We start from the raw sequence: 26878 nt of genomic DNA, 5'->3' as shown, positions 1-26878 counted from the left end.
CAGATTGCATATTATCCTTTGAGATGTATAATTTGACTCTGACTTTTCAAGGCTGATGGCCTTATTTTTTGACAAGGAGAACTACAATGAAACGAGGGATGATTTCACTGATGGCAGCACTTGGCGCCGCGGCATTAATTTCCGGTGGATGTGCGAACAAGGAGGTCGTCAAATCCGAGGAACCGGTCGTAACCACCGCTCCCAAGACAGAACCGACACAACCCGAACCTCCCAAACCGGTGGAGCAACCAAAGGCTCCTGCAGCAGAACAGCAACAGGTAGAACAGCCAAAGATGGCTGAAGCTGAAACACCCAAAGCTTCCGCCGCCGAAGCGGTTCTTGAAACTGTCTATTTTGATCTTGATCGATCCGATCTTCGCCAGGATACACGCGATGTTCTCAACAGAAATGCTGAAACCCTGCTGAAGAGCCAGCCAAACGCAAAGGTGAAAATCGAGGGACATTGTGATGAACGCGGCTCCGCTGAATACAACCTTGCATTGGGTGAGCGTCGTGCCAAATCCGCTCTGCAATATTTGTTGACCCTGGGCGTAAAGCCTGAAAGGCTTTCCATTGTCAGCTATGGTAAAGAAAAACCGGCAGTTGATGGACACGACGAAGCAGCCTGGGCAAAAAATCGGCGTGCAGAGTTTGTGATAATTAAGTAAGTTAATACTGAATAGAAATCAGCCGGAGCATAAAATGTGTTCCGGCTTTTTTTTCGGAAAACATTAAATTAAATTTTTTACAAAGAAACATTGTTGTGGTATTTAGTCATAGTAAATTTTTTGTTTCCACGCCCCCTTCACGGCAATAATCCCGCCTCTGGTAGATCAGAAGTTGAATCCGGCGTTTTACAGAGATTTACTATTAAGCACGAAACTTAACTACATGAGGAGGAGTGGAGTATGAGTTACGATGTTCCTAACAACGAGCAGCTGCTGAAGTGGGTTGAAGAAGTTGCGGTCATGTGTGAGCCGGCCAAGATCCACTGGTGTGACGGATCCCAGGAAGAATACGACAATCTGTGCGAGCAGCTCGTGCAGAGCGGCACGTTCCGCAAGCTGAACGACAAGAAACGTCCCAACAGCTACCTGGCCTGGTCAGACCCTATTGATGTGGCGCGTGTCGAAGATCGTACCTTCATCTGCAGCCTTTCCAAGGAAGATGCCGGCCCGACCAATAACTGGATGAATCCCAAAGAGATGAAAGAGAAACTCCACGGCCTCTTCAAGGGGTGCATGAAGGGACGCACCATGTACGTGATCCCCTTCAGCATGGGTCCGATCGGCTCTCCGATCGCCAAAATCGGTATCGAGATCTCCGACTCTCCCTACGTAGCCGTCAACATGCGCATCATGACCCGCATGGGCAAGCAGGTGCTTGACGCCTTGGGTAACGGCGAATTCGTCCCTTGTCTCCACTCGGTCGGTGCGCCGCTCCAACCGGGTCAGAAGGACGTATCCTGGCCCTGCAACAAAGAGAAATACATAGTTCATTTCCCCGAAGAGCGTGCCATCTGGTCCTTCGGTTCCGGCTACGGCGGCAACGCCCTGCTGGGCAAGAAGTGCCTTGCCCTGCGTATCGCCTCCAAACAGGGCAAGGACGAGGGGTGGCTGGCCGAGCACATGCTGATCCTCGGCGTCGAGTCCCCGACCGGCGAAAAGACCTATGTGGGCGCCGCATTCCCGAGTGCCTGCGGTAAGACCAACTTCGCCATGCTGATCCCACCCAAGCCGCTCCAGGAAAAGGGGTGGAAGGTGACCACCATCGGTGACGACATTGCCTGGATCAAGCCGGGCGCCGACGGCCAGGTCTATGCCATCAACCCCGAATTCGGCTACTTCGGCGTGGCGCCGGGCACCAACTACAAGACCAATCCGAACGCCATGATCTCCTGCGAGAAGAATTCGATCTTCACCAACGTGGCACTCACCGAGGACGGCGACGTCTGGTGGGAGGGGATGGACGGCGAGCCCCCCGCAAAGTTGACCGACTGGCAGGGAAACGAGTGGACCCCCGGCTGCGGCCGCCCGGCAGCCCACCCCAACGCCCGCTTTACAGCTCCGGCTTCCCAGTGCCCCTGTATCGATCCCGATTGGGAAAACCCCAAAGGGGTGCCTATGAGCGCCTTCATCTTCGGCGGTCGCCGCAAGGACACCGTACCGCTGGTTTACCAGGCCTTCAACTGGAACTACGGTGTCTATCTGGCCTCGACCCTCGGCTCCGAAACCACCGCAGCAGCAGTCGGCGCCACCGGCAACGTGCGCCGCGATCCGTTCGCCATGCTTCCCTTCTGCGGCTACCACATGGCGGATTATTTCGCCCATTGGCTGCAGTTCGGTCGCAACATCGCCAAGCCGCCCCGCATCTTCAGCGTCAACTGGTTCCGCAAGGATGCTAACGGCAAGTTCATCTGGCCCGGGTACGGCGACAACATGCGGGTGCTGAAGTGGATCGTCGAGCGCGTTCAGGGCAAGTGCGGCGCCGTTGAATCTCCGCTGGGATGGATGCCAAAATACGAGGATATGGACTGGAGCGGCCTCGACATGAGCCGCGAGACATTCAACGAACTGATGTCCGTTGACCGCGACGTATGGCAAAACGAGGTCATCTCCCACGAAGAGCTGTTCGTCAAGATGTATGACCGCCTGCCCAAAGAGTTCCTGCACATCCGCGAACTGATTCTCTCCAGTCTCTGGCGTTCACCCGAGCACTGGGAGCAGATTGGCGACGTTCATCCTGAAGGTTGGAACGAATAACTAGATCTAATTAACAAGCTTTCTACAATGACAAAAGCCGGGCGACGACAGGAAATTCTGAACGTCTCCCGGCTTTTGCCTTATGGCGTTCGTATGATAAGATTTTGCAAGAGAGGGTGATGCTGGTAAGGGAGAAACCATGAATTTTAATGAAGTTACTCGCGGTACCGGGTTGGAGGCACATGGCATTACCAATGCCAATTTGATTCACTGGACTGCACCGACTGCAGTTTTATATGAGCAGATAGTCAAACGGGGTGAGGGATTACTGACCCATCTGGGAGCTATTGCAGTCAAGACAGGTCATTATACCGGACGTGCAGCCAATGATAAATTTATTGTGGATGATGAGATAAGTCATGAGCACGTAAACTGGGGAGCAGTAAATAAGCCATTTGACCCAGATCGTTTCGATGCTCTGTACAACCGTATGGTAGCTTACATGCATGGCAGAGATCTTTTTGTCCAGGATTGTTTTGCCGGTGCTGATCACAATTATCGCCTTCCAGTACGCATAATATCTGAAAAAGCGTGGCACTCTCTCTTTAGCCGCAACATGTTTATTCAAGCCACTCCAAAGGAACTTGAACAATTTGCATCACATTTTACCCTGATCGATTTGCCCAGTTTCCGCGCAAACCCTGATCTTGATGGGACACATTCAGAAGCCTTCATAATTATCAACTTCTCCCGAAAAGCCATTATCATCGGTGGAACCAGTTATGCCGGTGAAATAAAAAAATCCATATTTACGACTCTCAATTACCTGCTTCCATTGGAAAAGCAGGTGTTGCCCATGCATTGCGCAGCAAATGTGGGACCGCAAGGAGATACAGCTCTTTTTTTCGGACTCTCCGGCACCGGCAAAACCACGTTGTCGACTGATCCTGACCGTAAGCTGATTGGAGATGACGAGCATGGGTGGGACGATAAGGGAATTTTCAATTTCGAGGGGGGATGCTACGCCAAAATAATACGATTACACAAAGAAGCAGAACCCAGGATTTATGAAACCACCCGCAAGTTTGGAACTATACTTGAAAATGTCGCCCTGGATACCCACACACGACGCATAGACCTGAATAACGATATCTTTACCGAAAATACCCGAGCATCCTATCCTTTGTCGCATATTCCGAATGTAGTCTGCTCTGGAACTACTGGACACCCTGCCGCCATAATCATGCTGACCTGCGATGCCTATGGCCTGATGCCGCCCATAGGACGACTTAGCAGGGAGCAGGCGCTGTATCACTTCTTGTCAGGCTACACGTCACGTGTCGCAGGCACAGAGACCGGGATATCGGAGCCAGCTGCAACTTTCTCAACCTGTTTCGGCGGTCCTTTCATGCCCTTGCCGCCAGCAACCTACGGAAACCTGTTCAGAGAAAGGATTGAACGTCATAATGTCACCTGCTGGCTTGTTAATACGGGGTGGAGCGGAGGTCCATACGGTATTGGTAGTCGGATAAACATTGCTTATTCAAGAAACCTTATTAATGCCGCACTAGATGGTTCCCTTGCGAGAGGTTCATTTAATAAAGACCCATTTTTTGGTCTTGATATTCCCTCTGCCTGTCCCGGTGTTCCACCGGAAATTCTCACCCCCCGCGCTGTGTGGGAAAATAAGGATTCATATGATGAAACGGCGCACAAACTGATCTCGCTATTCAGAGAGAACTTCAAGCAGTATGCTGCTTACGTACCGGAGAATGTGGTTCAGGTGATGTAATATTATGCAATGAATCGCATCAATAAAAAAAGCCTGCGGGAAATCCCACAGGCTTTTTGCAACCAGATAGTTACTTCTGAATTAGTGCTTTTTCTCTGGCTCAGCAGCAGGAGCTGCAGGAGTAGCAGCAGCAGGAGCTGCAGTTGCGGAAGACATAGGCTTCTGCTCAGGAGCTTTAGGAGCCTCAACTGCAGGAGCAGCAGGAGTGGCAGGAGCTTCTTCTTTTTTCTTGCAGCCAGCAGTGAAAGCAGCAGCAAGGGCCAGTACGAGTGTCAGGGTAATAAGCTTTTTCATGTGTGTCACCTCTTTTTTGGAATTCACCATTTAAACGCAAAGCGCATGGTTTTAAAAATCGACTTGTGAATATACTCGTAAAAACATTTAAGTCAAGATATTTTTAATACTGACGTATACGGTATACAATTCAATGGTGAAAACGGCCCTTGCGCTCGCGGTGGGCCGGTGTTGGTGATTTGTGGCATTCGAAACACTGCAGCTCCTGTACTTTCTTCGTTTCCAGTGGGGATTCCTGTTTCCCCAGTACAGGCATGTTATATTCAGGCGTCTGAAACGCCTGGCGACCACGCTCATCTGCCACAGTTGCAGGTTTATAGGCAACCTGCCAGTTGGAACTGATAGCCACGGTGTGACACTCATCACAGCCACCGGGAGGGGGTATGCTTTTCCAGGCGGTGAACATCGCACAACCTTCAAGAGCGGCAAAAGCGGCAAGACCCAGCAGCAGGACACGTTTCATTACTGTCTCCAACTATATCAGAAGTTATTTGGCTGTCAAACATAGCACAGCTCTAACCGAAAAGACAGTCTTCACAGTAGTTGAAGCCGTGGTAAAATTCTCCGCGTGTTAGTCACAGTAATACCAATCAAGTCCGCTACCAGCATATCACGCATCTCTGCAACCACAACCACTGTCTCTCGCATCCACTCCGGCCGGTTAAACTCTCCCCTGAAACATTGCGGCGTCATATCCGGCGCGTCTGTTTCAAAGACCATCCATTCCAGAGGAATCTGCCGTGCAAGGCGCACCGGGCGGACAGCATTTCGCCAGGTGACTGTCCCGGAAATGGAGATTGCAAACCCGAGCCTGATAAATTCCCGGGCCATCTCAAGCGAACCAGAGAAGGCATGCATGATTCCCCCTACCCTTTGAGCCCCCTCTTCAGCCAAAACCTGCAGTGTATGCTGGAAAGAACGCCTGCAGTGTATCAGCACCGGCAGTTTGAGAGAGACAGCCACCCGGAGTTGTGCACGGAAAGCCATTTCCTGAATTTCCAACGGAATCGGGTAGTGAGGGTCAAGCCCAATTTCACCTACGGCGATACCGCTGGCGGCAATTCCAGCAAGTTGAGACAAGGTATGCTCATCAGCCAGATCGGCATGCATGGGGTGAATGCCAAAAGCACATTGAACACCCGAATGTTCCCTGGCTGTCTCAGCCATACGTGTCCAGTCTGTTGGATGCACTCCCGGAACGACCCACCCGGTAACACCCGCTTCCCGCGCAGAACTTAACAGGACTGGCAGATGCGGGCGCAGCAGATCACAATCCAGATGGCAATGAGTATCTATCAGCCCTGGCTCAGCTTCATCTTGCAAATGTGGTCTGTTCGGATACACTACGTCAATTCTCCCAGGAGCGAGTGACATGCCCCTCAGCCCTAAGCCGGATCTTTCAATCATAGTGCCGCTTCTTAACGAACAAACGGAGCTGCCGGACCTTTTTCAGACGCTGGCTGATCAAAAAGATATTCTATTCGAACTCCTGCTGTGTGATGGAGGTTCCACGGATACCACCCGGCAGATTGCAGTGGAATTGGGAGGGGAAAACTCATTCACCACGCAGCTGCTAGACACTCCACCGGGAAGGGGGAGGCAGATGAATGCAGGTGCGGCAGTAGCCCGGGCGGACATGCTCCTCTTTCTTCATGCGGATTCCCGTTTCGAAGCCCCGGATACTTTATCCATTGCCCTGCAGTATCTGACAAGCCGACAGTCGGTATCAACCCACCCTGTGGCCGCACGTTTCAGGCTTCATTTCAGGCGCCGGACCACCCACCCCTCATTGGCATTTTATTTTTACGAGGCCAAAGCATGCCTGAGCAGCGAAGACTGCATCCGCGGCGATCAGGGCTACATGCTTTCACGTTCCTGCTTTGAAGACATAGGAAGGTTCGACGACAGTCTCCCCTTTCTTGAGGATCTCCGTCTGGCAAAGACCATTGCACGACAAGGAAGCTGGTTGCTGCTGCCCGTGCGGATCACGACATCTGCGCGACGCTTCGAAACTGAAGGGCTTTTGAGGCGCCAAATAGTCAATGCTGTAATCGTCAATGCCGTTGCCGTGGGATGGAATGAATTCTTCAGGGAGCTGCCCGGACTCTACCGCTGCCACACAGAAACGGGTAAATTACTGCTGTTTCCTCTGCTGGACGGGATCCGCATCCTGCTGGCCTCCTTCACCCCAGACCAGCGCCGCACCTTTTGGCAGGCCACCGGCCGGCATGTGGCAGCAAACAGCTGGCAGATTTTCTTTTGGCTGGACGCCCGTCACGCCTTCCACAGCTCTCTGCCGCCGGAATCGGTACGCCTGCAGTGGACAAATCGCTTCAACCGTTACTGCGCTCCCTTTGTCTGCTCCTCCCCGGTCGCATGGGTCGCCAGTGCTGCGGTTCGGCTCTGGCATCGCGCCATGCTGCTCCTCTGCCGAAGACTGGAACCCGTCACAAAAACCAGCTGAAAAGATTCACAACACGCTCCATCAGCCTGGCAGGGACTCCCCGGCGTTCATGATCTTCCAGCTGTATCCGGCGTGAATCGGCAAACTGTTTCTGAAGCATGCGATGGACCTGTTTGCCAAAGGTGCGGCTGTCAATCACTGCATTAATTTCAAAATTGCGATGAAAACTGCGCTGGTCCAGATTTGCCGAACCGATTACGGTTCGCTCCCCATCAATCAGCATGACCTTTGAATGCAGAATCTCATGCTCGAGTTCGTAAATTTCCACACCTTTGATTAACAGAGCACCATAGAAGCTGCGCCCCAGCAGACGCACCAGCGGCACGTCACTGCGCGACGGCAGCAGCAGGCACACCCGAACGCCCCGCCGCACCGCCCGTAAAAGATATCGAGTGATCAGGGGCCCCGGCACAAAATAGGGGGTAGCTACCAGAATCTCTTCGGATGCAGTGGCAATATTCAGAAGAAAAGCACTGCGGATATATGAGGCGCGCTGATGAGGCCCGCCGCTGACGATCGCCACACGGGCCTGTCCCCGACGGCGGTCGTCTTGGGTCACAATGGCCGACTGTAAATCCGGCAGAGTGCCCCGCTCCATCTGCCAGGTCTCGCCGAATTTCTGCACCAGTTCCTGAACAACAGTTCCGGCGATGCTGAAGCCCACATCTCGAAAACGATGCGGCAGCTCAGTAAGCCCCGCATACTCGTCTCCGATATTGCACCCACCGAGAAAAGCCAGGGAACCATCAACGATGGTCATTTTGCGATGATCACGGCGATCGAACCAACCAATGCCACGCCTGAAGGAGGGCACATTAAACGGCACCAGCTCGATGCCGTTCTGTGAAAGGGATTTGAAATAGAACGCAGGAGTATCCACGCAGCCGATGTAATCATAGATGAGCATCACCCGCACGCCGCGCTGAACGGCGGCGATGAGTTCCGTGGCAAACAGGGTACCGGTGCGGTCATTGCGGATCAGGTAGTATTCGAGAAGCAGGCAGGATCGGGCACTGCGGATTGCGGCAAAAAGCGTCTGGAAAAACTGTTGACCATCTGGATAGAGTACAACACGATTACGGCGGTAGGTGATCGGCTTGCCAGGCAGACGGATGCGTTTAAGCAGCATCATGATGCGTGCCAGCCGTTTTTTGTTCCTGAAATGATTTACATGGGTCGGCTGCTTCATTACAGCACCCCGGTCATGATGTGCCCTCGCACCTGCTCGACTTGAAACGGATCAGCAACAGCCTGCTGATCACTGGACTGGGATTCGAAGTCTATTAACCCCAGGTATCTCGGCTTCCATGGAATCGCCTGCCCGGACCCTGCCGACACCTGCTGGAGTACCGGTCAGGATTACATCCCCAGGCTCCAGGGTAAAGATGTCGGATATGTAGGCGATTATCTGCGGCACACGGTGGATCATGTCCGACGAGTTGCCGTTCTGACGAGCTTCGCCATTGACCGATAAACGCAGAGTAAGGTTATGAGGATCTTCTACGGCATCTGGCGGGACAAAATCAGACAAGGGACAGGAGGTATCGAAACCCTTGGCGATTTCCCAGGGCAATCCCTTGGACTTCAGATTGTTCTGCACATCCCGCAGGGTCATGTCGATGGCGACACCATAGCCAGCCACGCATGCCATTGCCTGCTGGGGAGAAATTCTGCTGGCCCGACTGCCGATCAGCACGGCCAGTTCGACCTCGTAATGGCATTCATCGGAATACAGCGGGATTCTAACAGCCTCTCCATCACCAATGACGGCAGAGGCAGGTTTCATGAACAGCACCGGCGCTGTCGGTGTCTCGTTGCCCAGTTCACGGGCATGCTCGGAATAGTTACGCGCCAGACAGACAATCTTTCCGATGGTAAATTCCTTGCCGGTGCCAATCACAGTGCGTGCAGCCATTGCATTTCTCCTGTCATACCTATTGCTGGAAGCAGCATCCGGAGTCGAAACTCCGGCAAAGTTTATTTCAAAATGCTCTCACCGGTCATCTCCGGTGGCTGGGGGAGTCCCAGCATTTTCAGCATGGTCGGAGCAATATCAGCCAGCCGCCCACCTTCCCGCAGAGCAACTCCCTTGCGGCTGTCATCCACCAGCACCAGCCAGACCGGCGTAGCGGTATGAGCCGTAAAGGGCTCCCCATCCTCGCCCCTCATTTTCTCCGCATTGCCATGGTCGGCAGTAATCAGTGCAGCACCACCCTTTTCACGGATCTTGGCGACAATCCTGCCCACACAGGTATCAACCGCCTCCACCGCCTTGATCGCAGCGGACAGGATCCCGGTATGACCGACCATGTCGCAGTTGGCCAGGTTGAGAACAATCACGTCGTACTGATCCTGGTCAAGCCGCTTGAGCAGCTCATCCGTCACCGGATAGGCGCTCATCTCCGGCTTCTGGTCATAGGTTGCCACCTCTTTTGGTGAAGGAATCAGACAACGATCCTCTCCCGGAAAAGGGACCTCGCTGCCTGCATTGAAGAAGAAGGTCACATGGGCATATTTTTCGGTCTCGGCAATCCGCAGCTGATGCAGCCCCGCATTGGCCACTACTTCGCCGAAGATGTTGGTCAGCGCCTCGGGGCCGTAGGCGATGGGCAGGTTAAAGGTTGCATCGTACTCGGTCATGCAGACGTACCCTGCCAGACGGGGAGAGCAGCGGCGTTCAAAGCCGTCAAAACCATCCAGGGCGATAGCGCGCGTAATCTCCCGGGCGCGGTCCGAGCGGTAGTTGAAGAAAATAAAGCCGTCACCATCCCTGATTGCTCCCACAGGAGCGCCGTCAGCAGCTATCACCGCAGGAACGACAAACTCGTCGTTAACTCCGGCAGCGTAACTCTGCTCGATGATCTCCCGGCTAGAACCGAACTGCTGTCCCTCGCCGCAGACGATGGCATCATAGGCCTTTTCCACCCGCTCCCAGCGGTTGTCACGGTCCATGGCATAATAACGGCCCATCACCGAAGCGATCCGGCCGCATCCGATGCGGGCTATCTCCCCTTCCAGCTCAGCCAGATACCCGGCACCGCTCTGGGGAGGTGTATCACGTCCATCCAGCAGGCAATGGACAAATACATCCACCCCTTCCCTTTTGGCCAGTTCCAGCAGCGCATAGAGATGGGTGTTGTGGGAATGGACACCGCCGTCCGAGAGAAGCCCCGACAGATGCAGACGGCCCCCTTGCGCCTTGATACGATTGATACAGTCAAGCAGCACCTGATTGGTGAAGAAATCACCATCCGTGATCGACTTGGTGATCCTCGTCAGATCCTGATACACCACGCGTCCCGCGCCGATATTCAGATGCCCGACCTCGGAATTGCCCATCTGCCCATCAGGCAGACCGACCGCCATGCCGGAAGTATGAATTGAAGTATGGGGATAATCTGCCAGCAAGGAAGTAAGATTGGGGGTCTGGGCCAGGGCGATGGCGTTGTTCTCGGAATCGGGGTTGATTCCCCAGCCATCAAGGATCATCAGCAGCAGAGGTTTCTTCATGCGCGGTCCTTTTAATCAGTGATGGTACGGTTCGTTATTCAGAATCGTAAAAGCTCTGTAGATCTGTTCCAGCAAAAACACCCGCACCATCTGGTGCGTAAAAGTCATGCGTGACAGGGACAGCAGACGCCCCTTGCGACGAAAATCGTCCGAAAAACCATAGGCACCGCCAATTGCAAAGACCAGATCGCCGGTACCGCAATCCCGCTGCTTGCCGACAAAAGCGGCCAGACCGGGCGAATCCATCTGGTCGCCCCGCTCATCCAGCAGCACCAGGGTAGCTCCGGCCGGAATCTGTTTTTCCAGCCGTTCGCACTCCCGCCGCCGCATTTCCTCGGCAAGAGCACCCTTCTCATCGCGTATGTCTATCAGTTCCAGGGGAGTGTAGCGACGGATGCGGCCGGCATAGTCGGCCAGAGAGTCCTTGACCCACTCCTCGCGGCTCTTGCCGACCCATACAACTTTCAGCCTCAAAAATTGCTTTCCTTGCGGGCCTCACGGATAGCGGCGGGAAGCTCCATTTGTGAAGCCATTTTCCACAGACCATCGAGATCGTAATAACTGCGCATCGGATCATGGAAGATATGCACCAACACATCGCCGTAATCCATGACTATCCACTTTCCTTCGCTCTCACCCTCGATATCATTGACCTTGCCGTACTTCTTCAGGCCGGTACGAATACTGTCGGAAATCGCCTGCACCTGGCGATCGGAGCTTCCTGAAATAATCACCAGATAATCGGCAATCGTGGATACCTGGCTGATATCCAGGGCACGGATATCGTACGCTTTTTTGTCAAAAGCCAGTTCCGCACATTTCAGCGCCCTCTCGGCGGCGGTCAGGGTCATCTTTTCTACTGCTGTCGTTTTCTTTACGGGCATTCGCTATAAATCCTCTGCTTCTTGATATATGCCTCCACCTCAGGTGGGACAAGGTATGTAATGGAACGCCCCGCAGCCGCCAGCCGACGGATCTCGCTGGACGAAATATCAAGGGGGCATCCCTTTAGAAACTGCACGCTTGTGCCTGCAGCATGTTCCAGACAGCGAACTTGTGGAGTATAACGAAGTTCGCCGCGGATGGCAACCGGCAGGGCATCCAGCGGGTCCAGGACCTGCCGCCCCGGACGCTCCACAACGATCAGGCTGCATGAACGAAAAATTTCGGCGTACCGATGCCACAGACCGATCTCCAGAAACGAATCGCTGCCGACAATAAAGAACAGCCTATCATCCGGATGCTCATCCTGAAAAGCGGCAATGGTATCAATGGAGTAGGATTTGCCTGCCCGCCGTCCCTCCACATCGGACAGCACGAAACTGGGATTCCCGGCAATTGCCAGTCGCACCATCTCGCAGCGCTGTTCAAATGGCACCCCGCCGGCCAGCGGCTTGTGAGGCGGATCAGCAGCAGGAATAAACACCACCCGGTCCAGGCTGCACATTTCCCGGGCCTCCTCTGCAATGCGCAGATGAGCCAGGTGTACAGGATTGAATGTGCCGCCCATCAGACCGATGTTCATTGTTTTTCAACCATTTCGGGAATTAATGCCGTTTCAGGAACGACGTTTGTAACATATTGCAGGCAGAGAGGACATGAAAATCAGGTTTTTTCAAAATTGGTTTGTAGGGGCGTATTGCAATAGGCCCTTAAGAAATACGTATTAAATATCCCCCATGATCCGCAGGGCGGGGTTTTCCCGCCGCGTCTTTGCATTCGATAAATGTGAAACCAGGGCAGGGGACCTGATAACCCGGGCGGGGAAACCCCGCCCCTACGTCGATTGTTGACCAACCCGTCAGGATGCGTTACATTACGTAATACATTTTGCAATACATGGAGGTCAATTATGCCCGCGTTAAGCTTGCGCCTGCCGGAAGATCTGGATCACCGTTTGGAAGATGAGGCCCGCCTTGAACGGCTGCCGCGTTCCGAAGTGGTACGAATCGCTATCGTTGATTATCTTGCTCGTCGCGAGCGGGAGCGTTTCATGGCCGAACTGGCGGCCGAGGCCCATACCGCTTATACCGATGATTCCATCCGCAGTGCTGCACTTGAAATGGCCGAAGAAGGCATGGTCACCAGCGATGAAGCACTGGACATCGCCGAGGGACGCAAACCGGGCGGTTCCCGGTTCTCCAAGCCGACTGAAAAGTGGTGGAAATAATGCGCCGCGGCGAGATATGGGCTGCCAACCTTAACCCGGGCCGGGGGCACGAAATTTCCAAGATCCGACCGGTTTTGGTTATTCAGGACAACGCCCTCACACAGAGCGGCACGCCGATGGTCGTTATCCTGCCGCTTACCACACAAGTCTATCCCGCCTTCAAACGTTGGCGCATCATGATTGAACCACGCGACCGCCTTCTCAAGCCGTGCCAAGTGGTCGTTGATCAGCCCCGTGCGCTCGACAAGGACCGCTTCGGTGAAGGCCCCCTGACAAGTCTCACCGCAGAAGAAATGATGGCGGTGGAGCAGAGCCTGAAAGGGGTGTTGGGGTTGTTGTGATAACGCCTGTACGGCATTCGCAGGGGCGACCGCATGTGGTCGCACGGTCGCGGGATGTCGGAGATCAGCTTAATTTGGATTTTCATTTTCATTCGCGCATCTCACAGATTTAACCGGATATACTCCCGGTTCGCACGCCCACGTATTCATCCACCATCCCGCCCGTAAATTTATTCAGCAATTTCAACCACCATTCCGCAAATCATATCTCCGCCGCGCTTGCGGGGAACAGGCCTGGTCGATTTCATCGGACATTTAAACCACCGGTTCATCCCCGCGCTTGCGGGGAACAGAAATCATCGAGTTGCTCGTTGTGCTCTAATGCCGGTTCATCCCCGCGCTTGCGGGGAACAGAACAATCCATTTGTTCGCCCGTTCAACGATTTCGGTTCATCCCCGCGCTTGCGGGGAACAGGTTCAATTTGTTCGGCCCGGTAAACAGTACCCCGGTTCATCCCCGCGCTTGCGGGGAACAGCTATGGATGCAGTGCCAGAGTGTATTGATCCTCGGTTCATCCCCGCGCTTGCGGGGAACAGTAAACCACCTTTACCGTCAGTTTATCTTCCAGCGGTTCATCCCCGCGCTTGCGGGGAACAGTGTTGTTTATTCGTTTACTATGACGAATCAAACGGTTCATCCCCGCGCTTGCGGGGAACAGGTCCCAACGGTCAGGGCCAGTAGTGCGGCCAGCGGTTCATCCCCGCGCTTGCGGGGAACAGGCGCAGATCGGAGCCGTGGCCGGCCCGACGATCGGTTCATCCCCGCGCTTGCGGGGAACAGCATGCCTCTGGTATCGCGCACACTGAATTTAGCGGTTCATCCCCGCGCTTGCGGGGAACAGAGCTTGATCCCTTTTCTCGGAAGGAACCAGCCCGGTTCATCCCCGCGCTTGCGGGGAACAGAGGAGAAAGAGAGGGAGCGGTTATTGACAAGTCGGTTCATCCCCGCGCTTGCGGGGAACAGTCAAGAGTGACCATTTTAAATCACACAATCAACGGTTCATCCCCGCGCTTGCGGGGAACAGCATTCGCCAACGGGATTTACGCCCATGAACGCCGGTTCATCCCCGCGCTTGCGGGGAACAGTTTAGGAACAGGGGAGGCAGTTTGAACCATGCCGGTTCATCCCCGCGCTTGCGGGGAACAGGTCAGGGTCAAACGGGCTTACTAATTGAAGAACGGTTCATCCCCGCGCTTGCGGGGAACAGGGTAGGTCACGATATGCCTTTGATTCTTTGATCGGTTCATCCCCGCGCTTGCGGGGAACAGGGCTCGATCCCGTTGGGCTGGTGCTCATTTAGCGGTTCATCCCCGCGCTTGCGGGGAACAGCGAGCCATAGTCGATAAGGCGGTACAGCATGCCGGTTCATCCCCGCGCTTGCGGGGAACAGACCGCTGTCGTGCAGGGCAAAACCTGCCCTGACGGTTCATCCCCGCGCTTGCGGGGAACAGATGGCTACCCATACCCAAAACGTGGCGGATATCGGTTCATCCCCGCGCTTGCGGGGAACAGAGCACATCAGAACGAACACCCTCGGGGCCAACCGGTTCATCCCCGCGCTTGCGGGGAACAGGTCATAGCAACCAGCGTAGGCAAACCAGCCGACGGTTCATCCCCGCGCTTGCGGGGAACAGGTAGCGGTCGGCTGCAACGCTCTCCCATTGGCCGGTTCATCCCCGCGCTTGCGGGGAACAGCCCTGGCAGAAATTTCCACCAGGCGCGCAGAACGGTTCATCCCCGCGCTTGCGGGGAACAGATTTGATTGGCTCGCTATCCATTTCATTTCCCCGGTTCATCCCCGCGCTTGCGGGGAACAGTCTGGCCCTTGCCAAGTATGACACGGCAGGAGCGGTTCATCCCCGCGCTTGCGGGGAACAGGTTTCCGTCTCCCATGACCTACCTCCCTACTTCGGTTCATCCCCGCGCTTGCGGGGAACAGGTTTCCGTCTCCCATGACCTACCTCCCTACTTCGGTTCATCCCCGCGCTTGCGGGGAACAGGCTGATAAACTATCCTCGGTTCCCTGCGGAGACGGTTCATCCCCGCGCTTGCGGGGAACAGGAATCTGGCGGAAGGCGCAGTGGTGCCTTGCCCGGTTCATCCCCGCGCTTGCGGGGAACAGAAGCAGATCGCTTGTCATAGCGCCGCCCGAACCGGTTCATCCCCGCGCTTGCGGGGAACAGCTCAATTGACAGTTTGACTCTCTGCGAACGCTCGGTTCATCCCCGCGCTTGCGGGGAACAGTCGATCTCTCCCGCGGCGAATCCGAGCATGGACGGTTCATCCCCGCGCTTGCGGGGAACAGGAATAGTCAAAAAGAAAGCCCCTAATCTGGGGCGGTTCATCCCCGCGCTTGCGGGGAACAGTTTTGCAGAGAGTCGTAACGCTTCTCAAATACCGGTTCATCCCCGCGCTTGCGGGGAACAGCATGCAATGCTCCCGCCTGCCGGTATGGTGAGCGGTTCATCCCCGCGCTTGCGGGGAACAGGCCGATCCGCTGCGGCCCCACAAACAGTCAGCCGGTTCATCCCCGCGCTTGCGGGGAACAGTACACATGGACCAGCCAGACCGGCAAGTCTTGCGGTTCATCCCCGCGCTTGCGGGGAACAGCCCTCCCTCCCCGCCAGGCAGTTCCCTAGCGCCGGTTCATCCCCGCGCTTGCGGGGAACAGGTCAAGCATGGCCGTAATGTGGATATGACCAGCGGTTCATCCCCGCGCTTGCGGGGAACAGTTCCGCTGAAATGTACCAAGTGTGGAGAGCCGCGGTTCATCCCCGCGCTTGCGGGGAACAGATGTACAAGCAGGCACGCAACCAGGGAATGACCGGTTCATCCCCGCGCTTGCGGGGAACAGATGGATTTGAACTTGACCACCAGGGCACCAAGCGGTTCATCCCCGCGCTTGCGGGGAACAGTACAGGTGTTTACATCCGCAGAACGGGCACGGCGGTTCATCCCCGCGCTTGCGGGGAACAGGAGTCGCTCCTGACGTTTCAGGACATATCCAACGGTTCATCCCCGCGCTTGCGGGGAACAGACATGCAAGCCGCCGAATTGAAGCAGATCCGGCGGTTCATCCCCGCGCTTGCGGGGAACAGCGGACAAGTTCAATAAACATGAATTGGCAGAGCGGTTCATCCCCGCGCTTGCGGGGAACAGTGTTGCCGTTCCAGATGGCTTTGCAGATCAGCCGGTTCATCCCCGCGCTTGCGGGGAACAGCTCGGCGTGGGTGCTTCTCCGGTGTACAGTTCCGGTTCATCCCCGCGCTTGCGGGGAACAGGCGCTCGCTGGCCGGCAGTTCAAATACTGAGGCGGTTCATCCCCGCGCTTGCGGGGAACAGGTATTAGGTTTTAAAAGGTGCTCACCATACAACGGTTCATCCCCGCGCTTGCGGGGAACAGTGGTCACCAAGATGATTGTGGGTTTCGGACTGCGGTTCATCCCCGCGCTTGCGGGGAACAGAATGCCAAACTTAGCTATATAATTTCCCAGATCGGTTCATCCCCGCGCTTGCGGGGAACAGTTAGGAGCCGCGTACCGGGCAAAGGAACAGTTCGGTTCATCCCCGCGCTTGCGGGGAACAGATTGCACATATGGCACTACAAACAACTATCGGCGGTTCATCCCCGCGCTTGCGGGGAACAGCAATGCCGCCAGTTTCTGTGTAACCTTCATGCCGGTTCATCCCCGCGCTTGCGGGGAACAGAATGCCCGTAGATATGATACCGGAACAGATTTCGGTTCATCCCCGCGCTTGCGGGGAACAGTCAAGAGTGACCATTTTAAATCACACAATCAACGGTTCATCCCCGCGCTTGCGGGGAACAGATGCGTCCGCTGCTGATTTTGGACAACTGGCACGGTTCATCCCCGCGCTTGCGGGGAACAGACTGCTGGCTGTACGCTCAGATAATGAAACTGCGGTTCATCCCCGCGCTTGCGGGGAACAGTCCGGCCGTTCCAGTCGACAATAATTATTCTGCGGTTCATCCCCGCGCTTGCGGGGAACAGCTTCCAGTATCATCGGCACCTTGGAATAGATACGGTTCATCCCCGCGCTTGCGGGGAACAGTGGTGATGGTCCGATCAGGGCCTATCTGGAGTCGGTTCATCCCCGCGCTTGCGGGGAACAGCCGGGCGGGGATGATCAGGCGAACGTGTTTCGCGGTTCATCCCCGCGCTTGCGGGGAACAGCTTTATGATTGTGATGGAGAAAAGCTATTTACCGGTTCATCCCCGCGCTTGCGGGGAACAGCATCGGCTTGCCCTCAACTCATACCGTTCGGCCGGTTCATCCCCGCGCTTGCGGGGAACAGAGGACCTGAGAGACGGATGGGGGGCTGTAGAACGGTTCATCCCCGCGCTTGCGGGGAACAGCAACTGCTTCTCATGGTCTTAGAGCTTATGTTCGGTTCATCCCCGCGCTTGCGGGGAACAGGTAGTCAAAACCATGCTTCTAATAATTACCTCCGGTTCATCCCCGCGCTTGCGGGGAACAGCTGATAGTTATGGCCAACAGTGGGTTGCATTACGGTTCATCCCCGCGCTTGCGGGGAACAGGAAGTCGACCAGGCCCAAGGCTACAACGAAGACGGTTCATCCCCGCGCTTGCGGGGAACAGGCGACCTAACCCCTAATTAACAGGATTAATAACGGTTCATCCCCGCGCTTGCGGGGAACAGGGCAGGATGCCTGTTTTACTGCTGGGCTCTCTCGGTTCATCCCCGCGCTTGCGGGGAACAGACTTCTTCTACTTCCTCAAAACAATTGAGGTTTTCATGCATTTAAAAATCTACCAACATTAAAGAGGCATCTGCCCCTCACACTCAGAAAGGCGAAACACCCCTTTTCTGCTCATCCGGAGGCAGGAATGACACCAGCTTCACACCATCCAGTTCCACCGGGATACGCCTGTTAGCTCCCAAGGTCATAAAATCGAAACCCGACTCGGTATTAGTACTCCAGGCCATGACAGCATTGCCTTCACCAAGCCCTTCTTCAATATTATCCCAGATCATTGCCCGCACCCGTCGCGAGACGTCACCTACATACACGCCGGCCCGTACTTCAACCAGCCATAACCCCAACCGTCCGCGCAGGCGAGGCGGCACATTCTCAACCACGATAACCAGCATCGCCGATCCCCTCCTTGTTGGGTATTGCCGGAGCAACCGCCTCCTCATGGGCTTTGGGCACTTCAAGGCCTCCGGCAGCCAGCACCTCTTCAATCATGGGAATGATCTTATCCAGAATGTGGCTCTGACGGAAAGCATCCCGACATGCCAGGCGCACCTCCCGCTCCGGATCCCGAGGATTTTTACCGGCAATACGAAAAGCCACCGGCACCACGGTTTCGAATTTGAAGATATCGGCAATGTCATACACAAAAGACTGGGGCTTGCCCGTATGGATGAACCCGACGGCCGGAGCATACCCCGCCGCAAGGATCGCCGCTTCGCAGATGCCGTAGATACAGGCGGTAGCAGAAGAAAGGCAGCGGTTGGGGATATCGCCGCTTTCCCAGGTGGTGTGGTCATAGTTGCGGCGATGCCACTCCACGCCATGCTGCCGTGCTAGCAGTTCATACATTTTGCGTACCCGCACCCCCTCGATGCCGCGCAACTGCTCCACGCTACGCCGTTCCGGCGGCTCTTCCTTAAAACGCAGCGCATACATCTTGCGCACCACCTTCAGGCGCGCCGTATCGTCCAGGGCCAGCTTGGCCTGATACAGCAGCCGGTCCGAGCGCGCCCCGCCCGGCTGACCGGCCGCATACAAACGCACCCCCGCCTCACCGATCCAGACCAGCAGGCACCCTACCCGGCCCGCCAGCACAACGGCCGAATGGGACACCCGCGTACCTGGCTCCAGCATCAGACAGGCCACCGTTCCGATGGGAATGTGGGTACGAACACCGGTAACGTCAACAACGACGAAGGCGCCATCAATGACATCCAGATTGCCCTTTTCAATATAAAGCACGGAAATACGGTCCTTGATAGGCAGCGGTTTCAATGGGGGGAGGATTGGTGTGGTCATTACGCCTCTCTTGATGTCAAAGTTTTGCAAGACTGAGCGTTTATAGAATACTGGTTCGGTAATTCTTGCTTTCTTTTCCCATCAGGCACGCTCGTCTTCAGCTGTCCGATTTTTCCGGGCACTTCAAAGCACTCAGCAACCCGTGACAAAATGTCACGGGGTTGAGTGCAGCCGCGTTTATTAATTGGCAACCGATTATGTCACGGCCGGTGGCACAAGTTGTCGTCAATCTGTCGACAACTGATCTTCCCAAAGGTAGGTACAATCTGTACAAATCCCAGGAAGAGAGATGGCAATTTGCCCCCACCCTTGGTTTAACATCCGGCGGACGTAGGGGCGGGGTCTCCCCGCCCGGTTTCACATGATTTTGCATTCACACCCGCCGGACCAGCATCAAACCACTTCTCCTGCCTGCCTTGTTCGTACCCTTCTCGGTGAAAACAATCTTCTCTCCGACGCGAACGATACCGGCATATCTGGAAGGCTGTCTCGCCCGTCGACAAAATTTTCCACTTCTTCCTGACGAGTAAACGATTCAATCGATTTTTCACCAATAAGTAGACGCATTGCTTCATCATGATGATTCCTTAAACCAGCTAAAACCGGCGCTGTCGGAATACAAGCCTTACGTCCCAGCCAGACACCCCAGACAGGGTTTTCCAGAGCATCGGTAATCTGTTTGAGCAATGGTATCTCACCCTCCAGCAGAACACCGAAAGATGCATCTGTCAGATATTGACGATGGGTTAGAACGGCAAGTGATTGACCATTTTTTGCTCGCGGTTTTCCATTCTCGGCAGAAACCGTTATGCTTCCCCGTTCATTCTGATCATTTGGATTATAGCCCCCGCCAACGGTGTGATAATCCTGCAACCGTCGCACCGGCAACTCCTTTTTTATGCCATTTCGAGGGATGGCAATGGCAGTCATCCGCAGCGTTGCAAATAAGGCCAGAAATGTTTTTTCCCTCTCGCTTCCACGAGGGTAACCAAGGGCTGCACAACACATTCCGGCTATCGCGCTTTTGGTCGGCATCAAGCCGGTATTTCTCCGGTTATACTGACTGTCGAATCCCCACGACTGAAGCGGCCCTTCCAGCCGCAGGGCCAGAAAGGATTTTTCAGATGACATGTTCCACCACCTCGTCAAGAAATGCCTTTAGCCCGACATCAGGAATCGCTTTTTCAAAAACTGCCTCAATGCCCCAGATATCTTTCAATTTTGCATACTCTGATTTCATGAACTCAATCGACTTTACAGCATACCCCTGCGTTGGCCGAACAGCAGTTTCAAAGGCGTTCACAAGCTGAACCGGATGCCCTTTTTCCCTCACCACGCCTAGCACATAAGCAGGAAGCGTGTTGCCGTTCATGGTGTTTTTGCGGGCACTGGGAATCGCTTTAATAGTAGCCTCCACGAAAGTGCGCACCACGCTTTGACGCTCTTCATTGCTCAGAGCACCAAGATGGTCCGCATCGGCAAGCATGTCTAAGTTAAGCGCGGCAAAGCGATAGTAGGTAGCGGAATTAAACTCAAGGGTACTTGTCATACCAGCGCCGGATTCTTCCTTGGGCTGCAGGTCGTCAACAGCAGAGAAAAAGTCGATTTCGTTATCAACCTTGTGCGTAGACAGAGCGTGGGAGAACATGGAAGCTGCTTCGACCGTCAAGGAGTGATCATTGGCGACCATGCGACCAAACACGGATATATCAGCGGCATCTTTCAGCGATTTAGCATCAATGGCTTTCAGGGCTTTCTTTGCGTCCTTTGTTTCCGCATAGCTCTTGGCAATCGTTTCCAACTCCATTGGAGACATGAAATAGAGCGTCGTGGCTTTAACCTTATCTTTGGATTTCGGATCAAGCTTTACCAGCGCATCAATGATCTTCTTTGCACCTTCGTCTGCATCGGCTGTCGAAAGACCTGCGGCGGTCATTTCCTTAACCAATGGTTCGTACATCAGGCGTGTGCGCTCCCCTTTGAATTGCTCCGGTGATATGTCTTTTGCCATCTCCCGAATAGCCCGCTTCCACGATTGGCTGGAAACCCGAGCCCGCTGGACACCGCCAAACACGGCGGTCTTTGGTGAATTGAGGTCATCACGGTTGAGACAGGCTACCGGTACGGATTGAATGATGTGCAGTTCCAGATGTTTCATTGGTAAGATCTCCTTTTGGTATATTTCAAATAATTACAAATTGATCGGAGCAAGCAGTAAAAGGCCAAAACCGAAACCTTTGGCGCTACCCATGCCTGATTGATAGGTTTTTATAAAATGCTCCCGGTCCGTGACTTCCAAAGTTCCGCGAAACTGAACGCCACCGTGATACGCACTCTCTCCATTTTTCCGAAAGTGGCTTTCTATCATCGGGCTGATTTCCAGTGGCATCTCTTCAACAATGCGAAATCCACCAGGTACATCTTTGCCAGTGTCTTTATCCTGGCATCGAACATCCCCTTTACGAATCAGCCAAGCCCGCAATTCGTCTGGATTTATCAGGGCAACTCGCTTGCCTGATTTTCGTTTGCCGTTAGCCTTGAGCAGTGGCTGGCCGTTGGCATCACGCTGAACAAGGGACTTAACGGGATTGGTGCGCACATCAAAGGCATAATGACGATGTGATAAAAACGTTGGTGATATGCAGTTAAGTGCAAAGCCTTCTGTTGGGCACCATTGCGGGCAAATCGGTTTGGTGTCGGCAAGAACCCACACCCTGAGTGCACCTTCAAGCGGATCAATCCTGGTCAGAAAAGTACGTTCTGAATCCGGCATATTTGGGAAACAGTCCCATATCTTCTTATGCCAGGCGTAACTGTCGAAAATTCGCTCCACTCGGGCTGTTTCTGAATCTACTTCCAATCTGGCAAGCCAGTTCATACGCCCTCCTCGTCAACAGGCTCCGTGCCCGGTGTCCAGAATGAGGCAGCCCATTCGGTTTTGGTGCGGTCTCCCCAATATTCCAAGTCATGAAGCAGTTTCGCATAATTGACCGCCACCCCTTGAGACTTGGCCATAAGAACCATTCTCTTTACTCGATCCTGAATTTCACCTTTGTTTGCAGCCAGGAGATGCTGAAAACGCCGTTCAGTTGAGGTTAGATTCTTTTTCCTGGTACCTTCAGCATTACTGCTGAAATCGGATGTCTCCTCGCCTCGTGCCTTTTCAATCCGCTTGCAGGTCTCTCCGAAGTTTGAAATTGAACTTGAATCACCTTCGGGATGAGAGGCAAAGAGTCCGGCGATGAATGCCGGAATTTCCTTGTCAATCGCCACGTCAAGCCGGTTTAACGCTGGCCAGGCTCGGTGTTTTTTGTTGGCCACAAGTATGCACCGGAGGTTAGCCATCATTCCCCGGTCATCCTGACACTTGCGGAGTCGTTCAAGAAGCCTGCTCATACAACCTCCTCCTTGGTTTCGTTGGTATCTTCCGGTTCATCTTTTGTTGAAGTCAGTTTCTGCAAGCCTTTGGCAAAAGCCTTAATTTGGCGGGAGGTCTCCTGGCCGCAGGCTACACGATAGGCATCGCAGGCGGCAGCAAACAGCATTTTCCGCCAAACGTCACGGGTGGGGATGGCATCGTCAGTGCCTATTGCGTCGATATGAGAGAAGAGGAGCTGGAGGTTCTTTTCTACTGTTGTCCAGAAATGGATGGTTGCGATAGAGAAGAGCTTTATTTTCAACTCTCCTTTACTAGCTCCAGCCCCCTTAAGCCGCCCTTCCCATCCACCATCAATTTCTCTGCGATATGTTTCAATTGCCCAACCAAGTTTTCGTGAGTGCCTTTCAGCCAATTGAACTTCTTCCTGATAATTTGCTACATTTGCTTGAAACATTGGTGAGATATGAAAAACTGATTCCAAAGCAATGTCCATGGATGCTTGATCGCGAGTAATCGCACAGATATGAAAGTCAAACTCCTTGTCATAAGGTGCATTTTGCATAGCAAATGCCCCGCCAAGCCCTTCTGCTGTTCTTTTTACAAAAAGTGCAGTCAACTCTCTCCATAACGCTTTGGTTGGATCGGCTTTAACAACTCGCCGTTCTTTTAGTTCATTTCCTTTTTTATCCTTTGATGTAACAACTCGAACCGCTGCTGTCGGCTCTGCTGCAAAACCATCTTTGTAAGTGTCGTACTTAAATCCATTACAGCAGTACATGCGATCTGAATCATGAACAAAGCGTATCCAGCGAGAAATTGGCACCAAACGCCCTAAGTACGTTCTGGATGCGTTTATCACACCATCTTGCCCATAGTCCGGAGTCAATGGAAAGTCTTCCCAAACCGGTCTGCCAAATGCGATATGAGAATATTCGTACTCATCCTCTTTGGTGATTTCAAACCTCTTGTAAGCTTCACCAAGCATTTCATATGTTGGCAGGTTTAAGTAAATGGTCTCTGCAACGGATTTTCCACGTAATAGGCAGTGCGCCATTGATTGAGACAAACAAGGGGCATCAGGATTACCTACTTGATTTGTTTTTGTAGTCTTCCATTGAGCAACGGGCGAGCCGCCACCAGGTGAAAAGTTCAGAAAGGTTATTAAGTTAAGCGCAAGCCTATATGGCTCAATATTTCGATGTTCGCGTAGGCCATCATGGTCAAAAAGCGTCGAATTATTGCCAGTTGCCAACTCAAAATCCAAAAGAGCCACAGGAGAAGTTTTATCCCCAAATAACTCCGCCACCTGCAACCATGGCTTTGTCGGGTGGAACAACTCAAAAGAATCCTTCCACTCCTCCAAATACTTCCGCGCCGCCCCCGGCAGTTTTTTCGGCACCTCGCACCATTCATCATAATTCTTCGGCCCATCCAGAGCAGCATGGGCAATACAGAGAAACAGTCGCATAAGGGCAACCCGCTCATGCGGCCTTACCGCCAGATCGGCGTATTTCTCCCCTTCGGCAAGTACGCTGCTCAGACTTGCCAGCTCTCGTTTACCAGCAGGATCGACAACCGGTATCCACTGGTCAAAGGCAACGTTCATACTTCCTCCTTTCCTGAAGTTTTCTCAACAAGCAACCCCAAATCATCTGAATAGAACACCCTGACTCCTTCCTTCAGTCCTTTGACTGACACCGAGCCATCAGCATTAACAATCCCGGCACACTGGGTCTCGTAGATGTATTCTTCAAACTCAGGACACGACTGCACCCGTTCAAAATGATGCAATGGAACCTTGACCAGATTCTTATGGATTGCCTTTGCCGTGGCAAAACGGAACTGCTCTCCGCCGAGTTCAACTGTCGTGGTGTCAACAAATGTTACCGAATGCTCGGCAATAACCCGGCAAAGCACCATAGTTACCGTTTGCAGCTCATTCAACCTGGTCTGGACACCTTCATGGTCATCAAGAGCAGCCTGCCAAATGTTGCTGGTTGACAGAGCTCTCTGCCGATACACTAAAGTTTTGCCATATACCTCATCAAATAGCTTTTGCCATGACTCCGGCTCATCATCCCGATCAGTGTACGTTTCCTCAATAAGCGAACGTATCTGAGCTGGCACAGCCACTTTTGACTGCGCCTGCCAAACTTCAAGAGAACGCAACAGAATGTATGGGTCATAAACAAAGGACTTATTACCAAAGTTTTTCTTTATTTTTTCAGGAGTTAATTGTCGAAATTCGTCAAGTGGTATAGTCTCCTCAATAATGCAGATGCGCGGGACATCCACCGGCCTTTTACCTCTATCATGCCGCCAGAGACGTCCGAGTCGTTGCAGCAACATATCGGTTGGAGCAAGCTCAGTAATCAGAAGATCGGTATCAAGATCAACGCTCTGTTCCACAACCTGGGTGGAAACAAGGATTGAACCGCATCTGGTCGAGCTTTCCTTACCAAATCGTCCCATCCACTCGGTTTCCAACTCTTCACGACGCCAGAATGGAAAACGGGAATGCAGCAATCCAAGGGGGAATTCACCTTGAACAAGCTCCTGAAACCGTCGCAACTGCTTCTGCGCCACACCCACAGTATTGCAAATCCAGAGTATCGTCCCGCCACTTCGGGCAACTGCGAGCGCTTCATGCATCGCTTTTTCAGAGTTTATAAACTCCACTGTTACTTTCCGAGACTCCGGCGCTGCCGCACCAATCGGAGCAAATGGTGTTCCTTCCATCCGCCCAGATATAAGCGGGTAAGGCTGTTCCGCGTCTTCCGATGCATTGCCCGATTTCTCAATAATCTGTCCTCTGCGTTTGCCGGTCAGCGTGGCAGAGAGGATAATCACCGTACAACCGAGTCCTTCAAGCGTCGTAATGAGCTTATCTATCAGGGTGCCGGTATAAAGATCGTAGGAGTGAACTTCATCGAGAATGACCACCTTGCCTGCCAGGGCAAAGTGCCGGATAAAGAAATGCTTTGCGGCTACAACGCCAAGCAAGGCTTGATCGACAGTGCCTACCCCGAACGGTGCCAGCAAAGCCCGTTTTGCTGATGCGAACCAATCTCTGCCGTTTCGCGCGTCTTCAGAAAATTTTTCCTTTCGCCCATTGGCTGCCGGCCTGAAATTCATATTCTCTTGCATCAACCATGAACCGCCGTGAATAAGCCTGCCGGGGCCTACTGCTGGGGAGATCCGTTGCAGGAAGTCGTTCATACGCAGGTGAATGCGATTGCTCGTCGCCTGGGTGGGAAGGGCAAAATATATTCCCCGCGCCTTCCCTGCTGCCAATAGTTGATAGGCTGCACCAAGCGCCGCCTCGGTCTTGCCCATGCCCATCGGTGCTTCTATGACGTAAACGCCTGGGCTGTTTACCGCCTCAAGCGTTCGTGTCTGCATCTCGTTGGGGGAAAAACCGAATAACTGTTTAAACGTTAGATCAAGCGTGATTGACGGTGGCATGAGGCCGATTGATTCAATGGCTTGGAGGGCAATTTCCGGAATATCTTGTTCTACAGTATCCGGCACAGCAGAAAAAAACTGTTCATCGGAGCCGATCCAATCAGCAACAGAAGTAAGACCGGCAAGCCACCAAATGGCTGGTGAATCACCGGTGAGCGAATCGGTAATGGCTTCAGGTTTGAAAAAATCCCAAACCTGTTGGGCACATTGGTGGCGTTCCTTGTCCCACTCAATGCCGCTTAAATTTTCAGAAGACTGTTTGATGAGTGGTGGGCGAATTCCCCGATCATTGGGGAGATATTTCAGTCTGCCATGGTGGCCGCCAAGTGCTGCTGCCACATATTTTGCACAACTTCTGGCAACACCTTGCTGAATAAGAAAATCTTGAATCGCTGCATGTGACACCTTGCCATGATCCGATTCTGTTCCGGTATCCCAACAGCCGTTACGGACAGTTATCGTCAGACTGTTTTCCTCAAGCCATGCTTCACATTTCCGCTGGAAGCCAGGCGACAATTTACCTAAATCGTGGAGTGCGGCAAGTGCACCGACTATCGATGCCAGCAGGTTGAGTCGCCTTAGAAGTTCCGGTGCTGTTTCGGCAAGACAACGAGCCACACATCCAACATTGACCATATGCTCGAAGACACCAATACCAGGTTTTCCATCCGCTGTTGTTTTTGCCCAAAACATCATTTCGACCTCCTTTGCTATCCCGC

The 26878-nt window shown here is 53.6% G+C and carries 23 protein-coding genes and 1 CRISPR repeat array; of the genes, 6 read left to right on the top strand and 17 right to left on the bottom strand.

Translation table 11 applies throughout. From position 1 onward, the window contains the following. Nucleotides 1-86 precede the first annotated feature (86 nt). The 3 genes from pal to pckA all read left to right on the top strand — a co-directional run bounded on the left by pal (nucleotide 87) and on the right by pckA (nucleotide 4494). Nucleotides 87-668, top strand: a complete 582-nt coding sequence (gene pal / locus KJB30_RS03060; protein WP_214296466.1) for a peptidoglycan-associated lipoprotein Pal — start codon at nucleotides 87-89, stop codon at nucleotides 666-668. 240 nt (nucleotides 669-908) lie between these two features. Next, nucleotides 909-2762, top strand: coding sequence for a phosphoenolpyruvate carboxykinase (GTP) (locus KJB30_RS03055; RefSeq protein ID WP_214296465.1), 1854 nt, complete (start codon nucleotides 909-911; stop codon nucleotides 2760-2762). Nucleotides 2763-2901: 139 nt separating this feature from the next. After that, nucleotides 2902-4494 carry a phosphoenolpyruvate carboxykinase (ATP) gene (gene pckA, locus KJB30_RS03050; RefSeq protein ID WP_214296464.1) on the top strand — a complete coding sequence of 531 codons (1593 nt, stop codon included), beginning with the start codon at nucleotides 2902-2904 and terminating at the stop codon, nucleotides 4492-4494. Nucleotides 4495-4575: 81 nt separating this feature from the next. Here pckA and KJB30_RS03045 read toward each other — a convergent pair whose 3' ends face one another. The 3 genes from KJB30_RS03045 to KJB30_RS03035 form a co-directional block, all read right to left on the bottom strand. Then, nucleotides 4576-4788 carry a hypothetical protein gene (locus KJB30_RS03045; RefSeq protein ID WP_214296463.1) on the bottom strand — a complete coding sequence of 71 codons (213 nt, stop codon included), beginning with the start codon at nucleotides 4786-4788 and terminating at the stop codon, nucleotides 4576-4578. Nucleotides 4789-4918: 130 nt separating this feature from the next. Next, complete coding sequence (locus KJB30_RS03040) at nucleotides 4919-5251, bottom strand: cytochrome C (RefSeq protein ID WP_214296462.1); 333 nt, start codon at nucleotides 5249-5251, stop codon at nucleotides 4919-4921. A 71-nt stretch (nucleotides 5252-5322) separates the two neighbouring features. Then, nucleotides 5323-6132, bottom strand: coding sequence for a TatD family hydrolase (locus KJB30_RS03035; RefSeq protein ID WP_367618917.1), 810 nt, complete (start codon nucleotides 6130-6132; stop codon nucleotides 5323-5325). Between the two features lie 28 nt (nucleotides 6133-6160). Between KJB30_RS03035 and KJB30_RS03030 the strand changes: the two genes are divergently transcribed. Then, a complete protein-coding gene (locus tag KJB30_RS03030) occupies nucleotides 6161-7252 on the top strand; it encodes a TIGR04283 family arsenosugar biosynthesis glycosyltransferase (protein WP_214296460.1) in 1092 nt (363 codons plus the stop codon). Here KJB30_RS03030 and KJB30_RS03025 read toward each other — a convergent pair. The 6 genes from KJB30_RS03025 to nadD form a co-directional block, all read right to left on the bottom strand. Then, the gene (locus KJB30_RS03025; protein ID WP_214296459.1) at nucleotides 7236-8441 is read right to left on the bottom strand and encodes a phospholipase D-like domain-containing protein; all 1206 of its coding nucleotides are present in this window, start codon (nucleotides 8439-8441) and stop codon (nucleotides 7236-7238) included. The genes KJB30_RS03030 and KJB30_RS03025 overlap by 17 nt on opposite strands. A 69-nt stretch (nucleotides 8442-8510) precedes the next feature. Then, nucleotides 8511-9167 carry a fumarylacetoacetate hydrolase family protein gene (locus KJB30_RS03020; RefSeq protein ID WP_214296458.1) on the bottom strand — a complete coding sequence of 219 codons (657 nt, stop codon included), beginning with the start codon at nucleotides 9165-9167 and terminating at the stop codon, nucleotides 8511-8513. 62 nt (nucleotides 9168-9229) lie between these two features. Beyond that, complete coding sequence (gpmI, locus tag KJB30_RS03015) at nucleotides 9230-10762, bottom strand: 2,3-bisphosphoglycerate-independent phosphoglycerate mutase (protein ID WP_214296457.1); 1533 nt, start codon at nucleotides 10760-10762, stop codon at nucleotides 9230-9232. Between the two features lie 15 nt (nucleotides 10763-10777). Beyond that, the gene (locus tag KJB30_RS03010) at nucleotides 10778-11236 is read right to left on the bottom strand and encodes a 23S rRNA (pseudouridine(1915)-N(3))-methyltransferase RlmH (protein WP_214296456.1); all 459 of its coding nucleotides are present in this window, start codon (nucleotides 11234-11236) and stop codon (nucleotides 10778-10780) included. After that, a complete protein-coding gene (rsfS, locus tag KJB30_RS03005) occupies nucleotides 11233-11646 on the bottom strand; it encodes a ribosome silencing factor (RefSeq protein ID WP_214296455.1) in 414 nt (137 codons plus the stop codon). The genes KJB30_RS03010 and rsfS overlap by 4 nt, the downstream gene beginning before the upstream one ends. After that, nucleotides 11637-12287 (bottom strand): nicotinate-nucleotide adenylyltransferase, encoded by a 651-nt coding sequence (gene nadD, locus KJB30_RS03000; protein ID WP_214296454.1) that lies wholly within the window; start codon nucleotides 12285-12287, stop codon nucleotides 11637-11639. The genes rsfS and nadD overlap by 10 nt, the downstream gene beginning before the upstream one ends. Nucleotides 12288-12614: 327 nt before the next feature. On the opposite strand from nadD, the gene KJB30_RS02995 reads away from it, so the two are divergent. Both KJB30_RS02995 and KJB30_RS02990 read left to right on the top strand, forming a co-directional pair. Further along, nucleotides 12615-12932 carry a ribbon-helix-helix protein, CopG family gene (locus KJB30_RS02995; RefSeq protein ID WP_214296453.1) on the top strand — a complete coding sequence of 106 codons (318 nt, stop codon included), beginning with the start codon at nucleotides 12615-12617 and terminating at the stop codon, nucleotides 12930-12932. Continuing rightward, the gene (locus KJB30_RS02990; protein WP_214296452.1) at nucleotides 12932-13273 is read left to right on the top strand and encodes a type II toxin-antitoxin system PemK/MazF family toxin; all 342 of its coding nucleotides are present in this window, start codon (nucleotides 12932-12934) and stop codon (nucleotides 13271-13273) included. The genes KJB30_RS02995 and KJB30_RS02990 overlap by 1 nt, the downstream gene beginning before the upstream one ends. Before the next feature lie 264 nt (nucleotides 13274-13537). After that, nucleotides 13538-18019: a CRISPR direct-repeat array (repeat unit 29 nt; unit sequence CGGTTCATCCCCGCGCTTGCGGGGAACAG). An 83-nt stretch (nucleotides 18020-18102) separates the two neighbouring features. Here the strand turns inward: KJB30_RS02990 and cas2e are convergent. The 8 genes from cas2e to cas3 all read right to left on the bottom strand — a co-directional run bounded on the left by cas2e (nucleotide 18103) and on the right by cas3 (nucleotide 26855). Beyond that, nucleotides 18103-18411 carry a type I-E CRISPR-associated endoribonuclease Cas2e gene (cas2e, locus tag KJB30_RS02985; RefSeq protein ID WP_214296451.1) on the bottom strand — a complete coding sequence of 103 codons (309 nt, stop codon included), beginning with the start codon at nucleotides 18409-18411 and terminating at the stop codon, nucleotides 18103-18105. After that, nucleotides 18392-19315, bottom strand: coding sequence for a type I-E CRISPR-associated endonuclease Cas1e (gene cas1e / locus KJB30_RS02980; RefSeq protein WP_214296450.1), 924 nt, complete (start codon nucleotides 19313-19315; stop codon nucleotides 18392-18394). The genes cas2e and cas1e overlap by 20 nt, the downstream gene beginning before the upstream one ends. 393 nt (nucleotides 19316-19708) lie before the next feature. After that, the gene (gene cas5e, locus KJB30_RS02975) at nucleotides 19709-20446 is read right to left on the bottom strand and encodes a type I-E CRISPR-associated protein Cas5/CasD (protein WP_214296449.1); all 738 of its coding nucleotides are present in this window, start codon (nucleotides 20444-20446) and stop codon (nucleotides 19709-19711) included. Next, nucleotides 20436-21473, bottom strand: a complete 1038-nt coding sequence (cas7e, locus tag KJB30_RS02970; protein WP_214296448.1) for a type I-E CRISPR-associated protein Cas7/Cse4/CasC — start codon at nucleotides 21471-21473, stop codon at nucleotides 20436-20438. Before cas7e ends, cas5e begins: the two co-directional genes overlap by 11 nt. A gap of 33 nt (nucleotides 21474-21506) precedes the next feature. Then, nucleotides 21507-22193: a type I-E CRISPR-associated protein Cas6/Cse3/CasE gene (gene cas6e / locus KJB30_RS02965; RefSeq protein WP_214296447.1), complete on the bottom strand. Its 687-nt coding sequence runs from the start codon at nucleotides 22191-22193 to the stop codon at nucleotides 21507-21509. After that, nucleotides 22190-22711, bottom strand: coding sequence for a type I-E CRISPR-associated protein Cse2/CasB (casB, locus tag KJB30_RS02960; RefSeq protein WP_214296446.1), 522 nt, complete (start codon nucleotides 22709-22711; stop codon nucleotides 22190-22192). The genes cas6e and casB overlap by 4 nt, the downstream gene beginning before the upstream one ends. Beyond that, nucleotides 22708-24300 (bottom strand): type I-E CRISPR-associated protein Cse1/CasA, encoded by a 1593-nt coding sequence (gene casA / locus KJB30_RS02955; RefSeq protein ID WP_214296445.1) that lies wholly within the window; start codon nucleotides 24298-24300, stop codon nucleotides 22708-22710. The genes casB and casA overlap by 4 nt, the downstream gene beginning before the upstream one ends. Further along, a complete protein-coding gene (gene cas3 / locus KJB30_RS02950; protein ID WP_214296444.1) occupies nucleotides 24297-26855 on the bottom strand; it encodes a CRISPR-associated helicase Cas3' in 2559 nt (852 codons plus the stop codon). The genes casA and cas3 overlap by 4 nt, the downstream gene beginning before the upstream one ends. Between the last annotated feature and the right edge of the window lie 23 nt (nucleotides 26856-26878).

The organism is Pelotalea chapellei, assembly GCF_018531195.1.
Lineage (GTDB): Bacteria > Desulfobacterota > Desulfuromonadia > Geobacterales > Pseudopelobacteraceae > Pelotalea > Pelotalea chapellei.
This window is presented reverse-complemented; position numbering and strand designations above follow the sequence as displayed.